The organism is Chitinophaga niabensis (genome assembly GCF_039545795.1).
In the GTDB taxonomy this organism is placed as follows: Bacteria; Bacteroidota; Bacteroidia; order Chitinophagales; family Chitinophagaceae; genus Chitinophaga; species Chitinophaga niabensis_B.
This window is the reverse complement of sequence record NZ_CP154260.1, coordinates 2534809-2549711: the sequence shown is the minus strand read 5'-3', so window position 1 is coordinate 2549711 and position 14903 is coordinate 2534809. Positions and strand designations below refer to the sequence as shown.

General features: G+C 49.3%; 3 protein-coding genes. All 3 read left to right on the top strand.

Annotated elements, in window-relative coordinates:
• The first annotated feature begins 286 nt into the window (after positions 1 to 286).
• From AAHN97_RS10015 to AAHN97_RS10005, 3 genes are read left to right on the top strand one after another with little or no spacing between them, the layout of a single operon-like run.
• Positions 287 to 11992, top strand: coding sequence for a Calx-beta domain-containing protein (locus AAHN97_RS10015; protein ID WP_343307459.1), 11706 nt, complete (start codon positions 287 to 289; stop codon positions 11990 to 11992).
• A gap of 38 nt (positions 11993 to 12030) precedes the next feature.
• Positions 12031 to 13032, top strand: a complete 1002-nt coding sequence (locus tag AAHN97_RS10010) for a PorP/SprF family type IX secretion system membrane protein (RefSeq protein ID WP_343307458.1) — start codon at positions 12031 to 12033, stop codon at positions 13030 to 13032.
• 18 nt (positions 13033 to 13050) lie between these two features.
• On the top strand, positions 13051 to 14808 hold the full coding sequence (locus AAHN97_RS10005) for an OmpA family protein (protein WP_343307457.1): 1758 nt from the start codon (positions 13051 to 13053) through the stop codon (positions 14806 to 14808).
• The last annotated feature ends 95 nt before the right edge of the window (positions 14809 to 14903 follow it).

Sequence of the window (14903 nt, the reverse complement as noted above, 5' to 3'; positions counted from 1 at the left end):
GTCGTAAAACCTGGAGACTTTTTTATGCTGATAATAATATGTAATCCTAACCTCCCCTTTTGGCCATTTTTTTTTAATTTATAGAACTTTTACTACAAGGATAAACAACAACATCATTTATTTTTGGCTCTCCCAAACGCATTTTTGAACAAATCCATAACCGAATAACCAATACCAGTCCTATGTAGAGAATTAATACATTCCCTCAACCATATTGACAGTATCCATTTACCACTCTTCTCTGAAGGTGGTGAGTACTTTTTTTATCCTTTATATCCGAGAATAGATGAAAAAACTAATCCTGCTTAGCGTTCTTCTGTTATTTGTATCCCGTTTGTATGCAGCTGATTATTACTGGGTGGGCGGCGCGGGCTCGTGGAGTGAACTGAACCACTGGTCTAAAACTTCTGGCGGTGCTCCTGATCATTCGATCATCCCCAATCTTAATGATGACGTGCATTTTGACGCCAACAGCGGATTGGTGAATGGATCCAATGTGAATCTGCCTACTACAAGTCCTGCCTATTGCCGCAATATGACATGGACCGGGGTGACGGCTGTGGCAAATTTCTTTTACAGTGGCCAGCCGCTGATAATTTATGGCAGCCTTGAGATGGCGGCTTCAGTACGCTATGCCACCCAGGGCATCAACTTTGTCGGGAGTGGCGCTGCAACTTTGAAAATGAACGGTGCCAGCAGGTTCCCATCTGCGAGTTGGTTCAATCCCATTGCGGTCAATAAGCCGGGTGGTTCGCTTACTTTGCTGGATGGTATTCCCGCAGTATTGGGTGTAACCACGCTCGCCCTCACCGCTGGTACCCTGGATATGTCGGATTTAACGCACAGTTTTGGAAATTTCAGCGGTGGCGGTAGTAATACCCGGAGCCTGGATATCAGCAACGCTACGTTAACGCTTACCGGTATATGGGATTACCGGGGCACCAACAATACCATTAATACCACGAATTCCTATATCACTGCGTCAATCTTCCATTCGGACCGCTTTAGCTTTCCAAAAGTGGATATTACCGTGGCGAGTAATCCTAATATGGGAATTAATAATACCACTTTTGGCGAGCTTACGTTCACCAACCCGGCATCAGCCTCTCAGACCGTACGCATTGGCGGCGGCAATACGGTTGACCGGCTCGAATACAAAGGCGGTGGTGCAATTGCCGCTGGCGGAAACGTGATCAAAGACCTTTATATCGCGGCCAGTAATCCCGGATTTTCATTTGTTGGCAATAACTCAATCACAGGAGCCCTGCATGCCAATACTCCGGATTGTAATGCCCTATCGCAGATACTTGGCTATGGTGCCGGCGCTACCGTTACTTTCGGGCCCGGTGCGGTAGTGGACATACGAAATGTGTTAATGACCAACCTGGCCGCAGCCGGAAGTGTTACGCTGCCAATTCCAGTAACAGGAGCGGACGGCGGCGGAAATACCGGATGGGATTTTCAACCTCGCGCAACGGGCACTACACTGTATTGGGTAGGTGGCGCAGGGGACTGGAACGACAAGGCGCATTGGGCTGCTTCCAGCGGCGGCATTGGCGGCGCATGTGTACCGTTTACGGGAGATGACGTGGTGTTTGATGCGAATAGCGGATTTGCAGGGGGTAATAATGCCGTATCCGTCAGTAATCTTGCCTGGTGCCATAACATGACCTGGACGAATGTTGCAGCAGCGCCGGTACTGAACCAAACCCCGGGTAGTACCATAGATGTTTGGGGCTCCATTGTCCTCCATCCAACGCTGGCATTTACGAACGGCAACCTGGTATTGAGAGGAACGGAAGCATCCACTATCACCACGAACGGATGCGGCACCGGCACCCTGAGTATCACAATCGCCAAGGAAAGTACAGCCGGCGGGGTAACCTTTATGGATAACGTAAATTTCCCGGGACTTGACGTGATCCTTTCAAAAGGGCATATGTATATGGCAGGCCGTACCATGAATATCCAACTTTTTAACAGCGCCGCCACAAGCAACAGCAGGATTATTGACATTAGTAATTCAACGATTACGTTAAACTACTGGAATCTCGGAGCAACAAACGTTAACTGGTTAAACAATGCCGCAGGTTCTTTTATTACAGCGAACCGGGGTTTCACAACAAACGGCCTTACTTATCCAAAGGTCCAATGTAATACAACCCTGAATGAGATAAACATCACGAATACGACTATCGGGGACTTGTTGTTCACCAGCACAAGCCTGGTTTCACCTTATGTTGCACTGGGCGGCGGCAATACGATTGGTACATTGGAGCTTAAAGGAGCCGCCGAAATTCGCGGCAATAATACCATCAATAACCTTTTGCTGGCCCCTTCCCGCAACTATTATATCCGCAATACGCAAACCATCAATGGTCTTTTCCGATATAACAACCCCGGATGCGACGGTCTGGGTGAGCTGAGAGGGATCGCCACCACCAATGCTACTCTCAACTTTGGTCCGGCTTCGAGCCTTGATTTCAATAATGTTTATCTGGAAAACATGACCGCTACCGGGAAAGGAGTGCCTATTTCAATTGCGGGCGCCGATGCCGGTGGCAATACCGGTTTCAATATAAATCCTTCTGCCGGCGGACCTCGTTACTGGGTAGGCGGCTCGGGCGACTGGAATGAATCCGCACACTGGAGTACTACCAGTGGCGGCCCTGGCGGTGCCTGCGTACCAACTGTGGCTAACGACGTGTATTTCGACGCAGGCAGTTTTACCAGTGGTAACAGCACGGTCACCGTTTCGCAGGGGAATGCTTATTGCCGGAATATGGATTGGACTGGTGCCACATTTGCACCGGTTTTCAACAAAGCCAGCAACTCCCTGATATTGGAAGTATGGGGCAACCTTACCCTGAACAATACAGTAGCCATCAATGCACAACTATATTTAGTGGGAACAGCGAACAGCACCTTTACTTCCAATGGTAACACATCGGGCAACCTGGATCTGTATGCTGGTAAATCAGGGGGGCATACAGTCAGCTTTACGGATAATTTTTCCAATCCGCAAGCCAGGATAGACTTCAGGCTAGGAGGTCTCGATCTAAGCGGCCGCACGATAACAGTGAACGCGATAAGCGATGGGAACCAAAACACTCCCACCACCCTAAACATCACCAATGCCACTATTAATGCAGACTGGGAATACACGGGAGGGAGCAAGTCGCTGCAGGCCAGCGGATCTATCATAAACGCTCCTGCATACTTTAAAGCAAATAACGCAGCTTACAACATAGTGAGCACTGCAGCCACCAACGGAAACTATATACTGGTAAATTCAATATCCGCGAAAGAATTTATTTTCACTAATCCGGCTACTACCTCAGGCGCCTTAATTAATGGCGGCAACACCATCGGTAAGCTGGAATTCAAGGGCAAGGGCTACATCTACGGAACGGGTAACACAATTGACACTCTGATCTTTTCTCCCGGTAAGGTGTATACCTTCCTGAGCGGTACCAACAACACGATTACAAAAGAATGGTATGGCAGCGGCTCCCCCTGTAACCCAACACAGATCGTCAGTTCATCAACCACGGCAAACGCCACCGTTACAAAAACGAGCGGCACGGTTGACTTTGATTATATCCGTCTTAACCGTATTACCGCCGCAGGTGTTACACCCTTTACGGCGAGAGAGCATTCGATAGACCTTGGCGGCAATGTGAACTGGGTTATATTACCTTATGACAACTCCGCTACTATCACCGGTTTGGGCCCAAATCGTACTGTCTGCGCCGATGCGTTTCCCATTGTGCTGAATACAGACGGGTTCTTTGCCGGTCCTTCCGCCACCTACTTATGGACCGGCGGCAGCACTGACAAAACATTGTCTGTTACCGATGGCGGCGCCTACAGGGTTGCCGTGCAATACCCTGACGGCTGTACGATCGCCGATACTATCACGATCACAAAAAGTACGGTTACCGTAGCCCCTATAACAGGCGCCACCGCCGTATGCGAGAGGAATACTACTATACTCACCAGTGCCACGGCAGGCGGTACCTGGAGCACCAGCAATGCGGCCATTGCCACGGTTAATGCGGGTGGCGTGGTTACGGGAATTGCTCCCGGCAGCGCAACTATCACCTATGCCGTTACCAACAGCGATGGTTGCAGCGCCAGCCAGACCGCCACAGTGACCGTAAACGCAATACCCGGGGTAGACGGTATCACCGGTAACCTTACCCTATTCCAGGGCAGCACCACTTCCCTGAGCAACACCACGCCCGGCGGCATATGGAGCAGCAGCAACACGGCTGTCGCTACAGTGAGCAACACGGGTGTTGTATCCGGCTTAACACCCGGTACGGCCAATATCACTTATACCGTTACCAGCCCGCAAGGTTGCGATTCTGCGAAGACTGTGACTGTTATAGTAGATGGATTCACACCCGCCAAACGTATCCTGTCAGTTACCAAAACCGCAGATGCACAGGAACCGGTAACCGATGGCGGATTCTCCATCCACCTGCCTGCCGGTGTACTGGCGGCAGAAAATATCACTATCCCTTACACCATTAGCGGCACCGCCTCTCCCACCGCTGATTACACCGCATTGAGCGGTACCGCAGTGATCACTGCAGGTAATAATAGTGTATCCATCCCTGTTAGCATTGTGAACGATGCACAGATTGAAACTACGGAAACAGTTATCCTCACCTTACAACCCGGTACGTCCGCAAATTATACTTACACCGTTGATGGCGCGGCAGGCAATGCTACCGTGCAGATCGCAGATGACGATGATGTGCCTGCTAACCGCCTGTTGAGTGTAACTGCTCAGCTCAACGTGAACGAACCTGCCAATACAGGTACCTTCACGATCGCACTGCCTTCAGGCGTACTGGCACCGGAAAACATTACGGTTACCTACGCCATGAGCGGAACTTCTACTAATGGTGTTGATTATCAGGCGCTGTCCACAACTGCTATCATTCCTGCAGGTCAGAACAGTATAGTGGTTAATGTAACCGGAATAGATGACCAGCTTATTGAACAGACCGAAGACATCATCATGACCATCTCTGGTGGTACAACGCCCACTGCCGGAAACTTTGGGGTGGATGCCGTTAATTTTAACGCTACACTTTACCAGGCAGACAACGATTATACTGCAGCTACAAGACTGCTTGCTGTGACCAGCAATGGCAACCTCAGCGAACCAACTTCCAGCGGTGGCTTTACAATCAAACTGCCAGGCAGCTATCAAAGCTCCCTGCCTATCACTGTTACCTACACGCTCACAGGTACTGCCACGCATAGCGCTGACTATAGCGGGCCTGCTACCACCATCACACTGCCTGCTAATGCGAACAGTGTAAACGTTCCTGTCAGCGTTGTGAACGATGATCTGATAGAACCAACTGAAACAATTATACTGACTATCGTTAGTGGTGTAGCCACGCAGGGTGCAAGCGCGGTATTTACGCTTACGCCTGATCCGGCAACGCCCAATGCAACCATTAATATCACTGATGAGGATAATACTCCCGCCAATAAAACAATAACGGTTACTGCGCAGAGCAATGCCGCGGAACCTTCCACTACAGGCGCCTTCAGGGTAAGCCTGCCGCCGGGTGTACGTGCTTCAGAGGATATAACAGTTACCTATGCGATAGGAGCAGGTACAGCTAACCCGGGAACTGATTACACCGCAATAACCGGATCAATCATCATCCCTGCCAATAATAACAGTGTAGATGTTCCCGTGAAGGTGATCGACAACACGGTTATTGAACCCACTGAAACGGTGATCTTAAATGTATCAGGTGGTACATCCGCAAATCTCAGTTATACCGCGGCAGCTGTTAACAGCGCAACCGTTGATATTACGGATAATGATGCTGTTCCCGGTAACACCACGGTTGTGTTGCTTACAAAGATCTCTGATGCTATAGAAGGTGGCATAAACGGTCAATACCGGATATCGTTACCTCCGGGCGTAACCAGTTCAGAAAATATAGTAATCGACTTTACCACCACAGGCACTGCCGATATCTTTGATTATTCACTGCTCGGGCATTCAGGCAGCGTTATCGTGATCCCCGCAGGTGTCAATGAAGTATTCGTTGATGTAGATGCGGGTAATGATGGTTTGATCGAAGGCCCTGAAACAGTGATACTGACCCTCACAAATGCTGCATCTTTATCCCGTTCGTATACGATAGATCCGGCAGGAAATGGCGCGGCTGTTTCTATCGTAGACGCCAATGCTGCCAGCACCACACCGTTGCAGGTGATCGCCGGCACAAATGCGGCAGAACCTGGTACCAATGCTACGTTCACAATTAGGCTGGCCGGCGTTGCAACTTCTGCATGGCCGATAACCGTTGCCTACAAGGTTTCCAATCCAACCGCAGGCTCCCCCGGCGCTACATCCGGCCTGGACTATGAAAGTTTTGGAACGATTGTGATACCTCCGGGTGCGCCAAGTCCAGGCATGCCAGGTAGCGTTACTGTTACCCTGAATGTTAAGGACGATAACATTATTGAACCAACAGAACCCCTGACCTTCACCCTCCTTTCCGGTAGCGCGACCGATGGCGGAGGAAATGCCTTCATCTTCCCTCCGGACCCGGTGAACGAAAACATAGTCATAACCATTGCGGATAATGATGCCACTGCCGCCAACCAGGTATTGAAGGTGGAAAAAGTAAACGATGCGGCAGAACCTGGTACACCAGGTAGTTTTAAAGTAAGCCTGCCTCCTGGTTATACTTCCAGTGCTAACACTACGCTCAGTTATAGCATGACCGGCAGCGCTACCCGTAATACAGATTATTCGATATTTACGATAACGCTTCCAGCCAACCAGAACAGCGTATCCCTTCCGGTTTCCGTGATTGACGATAAGATAATTGAGGGTACCGAAACAGCTACCCTTAACCTCGTGGGAGGTACAGACGGTAACTTTTTCACCTATACCGCTGATCCTGCTTCAAATACAGCTAACCTGGATATCACAGATGATGATAACACTGCCGATAACCGGAAACTGAGTGTAGTCACCACCACCCATGCAGCAGAGGGTAACGCAACACCCGGCAGGTTCACCATCAAACTGCCAGCCGGGATTACCACTTCCACTGCCATCACTGTCAACTATGCAATTGGTGGCAGTGCTGCAAGTCCTGCTGATTATCCTGCATTGACAGGAACAGCAACCATTCCTGCAGGCAGTGGCCAGGTAGTTGTGGATGTACCCCCAACAGATGATAATGTGATCGAACAAACAGAAACAGTGACGCTGACTATCACCAGCGGTACAGACGGTACAAATACCTTTACCCCTGCTACCGGCAGTGCAACTGCATCCCTGAATATTGCTGATAATGATGATATCGCAGCCAATAAGATACTAAGGATTGTCAGAACAGCGCATGCTGCAGAACCGGCTACCAACGGTGGGTTCCGAATTGAGTTTGAGGCAGGCGCCGGTATTACATCAGCGGAAGATATTACCGTAAACTATACCATTGCTACCGGTGCAACTGCTGCCACCAATGGAACAGACTATAATACCTTAAGCGGCAGTGTAGTGTTGCCGGCAGGAAACAACGGCGTACCTGTAGCTATACTGGTGAAGGACGATCAGATGATAGAATCCATAACGGAAGTAGTAACACTGACGATTACAGGCGGTACTTCTGCGAGTTATACTTTCACTCCTTCTGCCACTGCAACTTCCCGTACCACAAGCCTGAATATCACGGATGATGACAATATCGCTGCTAACAAGCAGTTGATCCTTACAAAAACTGCTGACGCAGCAGAACCAGCTACGAACGGCAATTTCCGCATCAGCTTGCCGCCGGGCATCACTTGTCAGGTTCCCGTCACGGTGAATTTCTTCATTGGCGCAAGTACGGCAATAGCAACACCAACAGCAAATGCGGACTATACCGGCCTGCTCAATATTATTATTCCGGCAGGCAGTAACTATGTGGATATACCGGTAAAAGTGATCGATGATAGCAGAATTGAACAAACTGAAACGGTTGTACTGCTCCCTAACGGTACAAACACAGCTGGTCTTGTGGGTGGTCCTATCTGGACATTCCCATCCGGGGCCGTTACGGTGAATATCCTGGATGATGACAACACCCCCGCTAACCGTCATGTGAACGTGACCATGGCCTATGAAGGCACTGAAGGCGGTGCCGGGCAACTTGGCCGCATAAGGTTCAATTTCAGTTTGCCAACGGGAATTATACCTTCAGAAAACGTAACAATTAGTTACACCGTAACTGGTACTGCCGTATTAGGCACGGACTTTATCGGCACCCCTACGGCATCTCAATTTAGCGGAACTGCTCAACTTTCTCCAACAGGTTCGGGAGGCACGGCTTCTGTAGGTACTGTGGTAGATGATGATATCATAGAAGGCACAGAAGACGTGGTGATTACAATCACCAGCGTTACTTCGCCAAACTTCACTTATACCTTTGGCCCTGCCGCTACGGCCCTGATCTTAGATAACGATAATGCGCCGGCCAACCTTGAGCTTTCTGTGACCAAAACCGCCGATGCAGTTGAATCCGGCGCTGTTGGCAAATTCACCATCAGCCTGCCCGGTACAACAACCACCTCCACAGAGGATATCACGGTGAATTATACAATAACCGGTACCGCTGTCAATGGTACAGATTATACTAACTTAACCGGTACAGTGCTGATCCCTGCCAATAGCCACAGTGTAGATGTAGATGTAACCGCCGCCACCGATCAGATCTTAGAAGGTCTAGAAACAGTGATCCTTACAATCACAGGTGGTCAATCAACCAGCTTCACCTTCACTCCTGCCGCAGCAAACAGCGCCACCGTAGATATCACAGATGCAGACAACACGCCTGCAAACCTGATCCTCAGCATCAGCAAAGAAAACGATGCTAAAGAAGGCTCCAATCCAGGCAGAGTGAAATTCTCACTGCCAGCAAACATTGTAGCCGCACAGGATATCACGGTGAACTATACAGTGAGCGGCGGTACAGCAACATCAGATGTGGATTACCCCGCACTCTCCGGTACTGCTGTCATCAAAGCCGGTGACGACGGTGTAACGATACCTGTTTCCGTAATAGAGGACCAGGTGATAGAACCACTGGAAACAGTGATCATCACCCTCAACGGCGGTAACGGCGGCGGCCTTACCTATACAGGCGCAGGCAATGTAACGGTGAACATTGAAGACAATGACAATACACCAGACAACCTGTTGCTGAAAGTGATCAAAGACACAGATGCCACAGAGCAGGGTACACCAGGTAATTTCATCGTTTCATTGCCTGATGGTGTAACATCCACAGAAAATATCACGGTGAGCTATATCATAAGTGGAACTGCAACAGCTACTGACGACTATAGTGCTCTCATTGGGTCGGTTGTTATCACTGCCGGAAACAGTACTGCAAACGTACCTGTTACCGCTGTCAACGACCTGGTGATAGAAGGTACAGAAACCGTTACCCTGGAAATTACAGGTGGCTCCCAGAACGGCGGCATCACCTTTGTTCCGGGTCCGGATAAAACAGCCTCACTGGATATTATAGATGATGATCAGGACCCGGCCAACCTGGTACTGAATATCGCTCCGGACGCAGACGGCTCGGAACCTGGTACCAACGGCAGATTTATCATCAGCCTGCCTTTCGGTGTAACTTCTTCAGAAGATATCACTGTGAAGTATACTATCGGTGGTACTGCTACGCCTGGTTCCGATTACACGCCCCTCTCCGGTACTATAATCATTCCTGCCAATAATAACAGCATACCATTATCAGTAGATGTACTGAACGATGACCTCATAGAACCAAGAGAAACAGTGATAGCAACACTCACAGGTGGCAGCAGTACAAACCTCACATTCACCGGCACCAACAGCGCCACCGTGAATATAACAGACGATGAAAGCACCATACCTGCCAACCTCGGGCTGACTGTCACCAAAGTCAGCGATGCAACAGAGGGTGGCGCAGATGGCAGCTATATGATCAGCCTGCCGGGCACTGTACGCGCAGCAAATGATATCACGGTGAATTACATCATCACTGGTACAGCAACACCGGGAACAGACCATACTCTCGTTAGCGGCACTGCGGTGATCCGTGCAGGGGATGCAGGCGTAAGCGTTCCGGTTACTGCTCAGAACGATGATCTGCTGGAAGCAACAGAAACCGTTATACTCACACTCAACGGCGGCACCGGAGCAGGTATCACGTATACCGGTACAGGCAATGCCACTGTGAATATTACGGATGATGAAAACACACCCGCCAATCTGGTACTGAATGTAGCTGCTAATGGCGATGTATCGGAAGCTGGATCAGGCGCAGGCTTTATCATCAAATTGCCTGGCAATATCAAAACGGCAACGGATCTTACCGTTACCTATACAGTAACAGGTACCGCCATCAATGGTACCGACTACGCCACCCTGACCGGTACTGCAGTAATACCTACAGGTGACAATAGCGTTGCCATTCAGATAACCGGTAACGATGACCAGATAATAGAAGGCAATGAAACCATTGTGCTGACTATCGGCAATGGCGCTACTACAACAGGCATCGTTGTGACACCAGGCACCAGCAGCACTGCTACAATAAATCTGATAGACGATGATAACAACCTGGACATTGTGGTAAGCGCAACACCAACTGTTGCTGAACCATCCACGGCTGGTAAATTCACTATCAGCCTGGCCGGTGGCAAAGCGCCAGCAAGGGACGTTACTGTAAGATATACCATCACGGGTACCGCCACCACAGTAACAGATTACACCCAGCTCAGCGGCACTGCAGTGATCCCTGCAGGCAGCACCAGCGTGGATGTTGATTTAACTGTACTGGAAGATGAACTGATAGAGCCAACAGAAACCGTGATCATGACTATTGACGGCGGCTCTTCTACTGGTCTTACTTATACAGTTGGGGCTCCAAATACAGCTACCATAAATATCACAGACAACGATGCTACCGGTAACCTGGTACTGGAAGTTACAGCCAGCAAACCAAATGCTGATGAAGTTGGCAACCATGGTGAATTCACCATCACCATAGCAAATGGTAAACGCACAGTTGAACCTGTTACCGTTCAATACACCATCGGCGGAACTGCTACGTCTAACGCAGACTACCAGTCAATTACAGGCACCATCACCATACCAGCCAATGCAAACAGCATCACGGTTCCGGTACAGGTGATCAATGATCTGCTGGTAGAAGATGCTGAAACAGTGATTTTGACTATCTCCGGCGGTCAATCCACCAGCTTTACTTATACAGCTGGTGCTGCCAGCCAGGCAACGGTAACGATCGTGAGTGAAGATATTCCTGCGGGAGATCTCACCATCACCAAAGAACTGGTAGCTCCTGCAGCAGGCCCTTACCGCATCGGACAGGAGCTCACTTACCGGATCACTGTCAGCAATATCGGAAACGGCATCGCCAACGGTGTGGTGGTTACAGATACACTGGCCCTGCAACTCGGCCTGCCAACCAGCACAACTACCGGAAGAGGTACAGTGAGTGTGGCAGCGAACAGGATAGTTAACTGGACCATTGGTGACGTAATACCTGGTGAGTCAGTACAACTTGAAATACGCGTGAGGATCATTGAAGGCGGTGAACTGGTGGCAGGTTCTGAAGTCGGCTCCGGCTCAATCGATCCCGACATGACGAATAACAAGGCCTCCTTCAGGTTACAGATAGAGGGCCAGGACCTGAACTTCCCGAATGTATTCAGTCCTAACGGTGACGGTAAGAACGAGAAGTTCATTATCGGCGGTATTGAAAAATACCCTGGTGCAAAACTGCAGGTGTTCAACCGCTGGGGCAGCCAGGTCTACCGGTCTAACGATTACCGTAACGACTGGAACGGTTCCGATCTCAACGAAGGCACTTATTTCTATATCCTGGAAGTGAATAAACCGGATGGCATGAAATCTTATAAAGGATGGGTATTTATCGTGCGGTAATGATGAAAAAATGCTCTGCTGATCTTAAAAATAAAAAGATGCAAAAAATACTCAAGGCAGTGATAACAGCTTTGCTCCTCATCCCGGGAGCCTGCGCAACAGCGCAGCAGAACATACAGTTCAGTCAGTATGTTTTCAACGGGCTCAGTGTTAACCCTGCTTATGCAGGTTATAAGGAAGACCTCTACCTGAATGCCACCTACCGTCATCAATGGGCGGGTTTCCCTGGTGCACCACGCACCGGGGGCATATCCCTGGATGGTGTAACGCCTGCCAGCGAGGGCAGGGTTGGCCTGGGCGGACAGGTACTGTTCGATAAACTCGGGCCACAGGAATCAATTGCATTCTATGGTTCCTATTCCTATCGCATTCCGCTGGATGCGGAAAACACGCGCCGCATCTGCTTTGGTATTGGCGCAGGTGTAACCCAGTATTCCATTGATGGTTCTGCATTACAGTACGTGGATAACGATGACCAGGCCATCCCTACAGGCAAAACCAGCACCTGGGTACCCGATGCGCGCTTTGGCATCTATTACTATACTTCGAAATTCTATGCAGGTGTTTCTGTAATGGACCTGTTCTCCCTTTATTCAGATGCTTCGCGGTATAACTGGAAAGGGAATAACTACTCCACCATCCGCAAAACGCAACACATGTATCTTACAGCAGGTACTGTGTTCCCGCTCGGTGAAGGTCTTCAGCTGAAACCTTCCTTTCTTTTGAAAGAAGATTTCAAAGGGCCCACCAGCGTAGACCTCAATGCTTTCCTGCTGATCGGCGAAAAACTGTGGATAGGTGGTTCTTACCGCACGAATGTGAACATCTGGAAAAAGACAGCTTTACAACGCGACCTCCAGGAACAGAACGCAGCCAGCGCCATGATTGAATTCTACGCTACCCCGCAACTGCGCATCGGTTATTCCTATGATCTGAACGTAAACAAAATGGCAGGTTACCAGGGCGGTTCACATGAAATGTCTATCGGATACCTGATCCCTTCCAAAAAATTCACGGTACAGAATCCAAGGTATTTTTAAACCCATTACTCACGAAGTATGATACGACGTAGTTTAACTTTTATCGCAACCATAACGCTGGCTGGCAGCCTGTATGCACAGGAGCAGAAAAGTGTGCTCAGGCTGGCCGATGAAGCATATGCGCGGGAAGAATATGCACTGGCCAGTGCCCTGTACCAACGGCAGGCCAATAAAAAAACACCGGTAGCGCTGCTCATGAAGATAGCACATAGCTACCAGGAGATCGGCCGTTTCCAGGAAGCTGCCGGTTACTACCAGCAGATCATTGCAAAACCAGATCATCCTGCTGCAGCTTCTTTTGCCTACGGTGAAATATTGCGGCAACTGGAACAATACGATGCTGCAAAGCAGCAATATGCACTGTTCTCTTCCGGAAATGCGGATAGCATCAAACTGAAAGAAATAGCACTACGCAGTTGCGATAGCGCCATGATCTGGATTAAAACGCCCGCTCCTCTCCTGCTGCAACCTGTGAAAACGCTGAACACAAGCGGGTCTGATCTGGTGAGCAGTATAGCGGGTCAACGGCTGGTGATAATGTCCAACGGGTACCGCAAGTTATTTTCCAGCGGTATTTCGGAAACGGACAAGCGTACCCAGCAGCCTTTTTATAAAGCCTACGTTTACCAGCAATACCTGGAAGAGTTACTGCCGGAAGTATTTTCAAAATATGATTATCATATTGGGCCTGTATCTCTGAGCAAGGCGGAAGATACCCTCTATGCAACGATCAATATCCAGGGGAAAAATGTACAGAACAGTACCCGTGAGCTACAGCTCTGGCAATCTGTTAAAATTGATGGTAAATGGAGCGGGCTGGCATTGTTATCAGGCATTAACTTAGCAGGGTACTCCTCCAGTCATGCTGTACTGAATACAGCAGGCAATATCCTCTACTTCGTATCAGACCGCCCGGGCGGCCTGGGACAATCGGATATCTGGTATTGTGAAAAACAGGCTGATGGCACCTGGAGTGCACCTGTTAATTGCGGGGATAAGATCAATACCGTTGCGTCAGAAACATTCCCTACCATCAATGAAGAAGGCGTACTCTACTTCTCCAGTAAAGGGCATACTGGTTTCGGCGGATATGATATCTTCCGTGCGAAAGGGGAAAAAGCAAACTGGGCAACAGCTGAGAATATAAAAGCACCTTTCAACTCTGGTGCCGACGATATCGGTTTTGTGCTAAAAGATAACCGAACAGAAGCCTACCTGTCTTCCAACAAACAGGGCGGCGCAGGCAGTGATGATATCTATCACTTTACAGATCCTGATCTTCTCAACAGGCTCAATGGCATTAAAGCAACAGATGTTATCACGCATAACAACCAGCCTCAGGGCACAAGCAGTACCGGTACCGGAACAGGTACCCTAACAGGCGGCCAAAAACAGCTTACCGCCGCCGAAGAAGCTGATAAACGCAGTCTGGAACAGCTGAAGTTCTTATATGACTACAACAGCACCCGCCTGTTACCGGAATCTCAGCGAGTGCTCGATAAGGTTGCAGAAATAATGGCCCGCAACCCCGATTGGAAGCTCGTGGTATTATCGTTTGCAGACAGCCGTGGTGCAGATCAATATAACCTTGACCTCTCTGCACGGCGCTGCTACGCTGCCATTGAATACCTCGTAAATAAAGGCATTGATCTGAAACGGTGCTATTATGCGAACAAAGGAGAAAGCGCACCTGTAAATAAGTGTAAGGATGGCGTTCCTTGTAAGGAGGAAGAATACCAGCAGAACAGGCGCTCAGAACTACAGGTTATGTGGTAAAAAATGATAAAAATGAATAAAAAAGGCTGCCGTTAAGGTGGCCTTTTTTATTTTATGGCATTCGTCATTTCTTATCATTTGACAAACCGACGGTA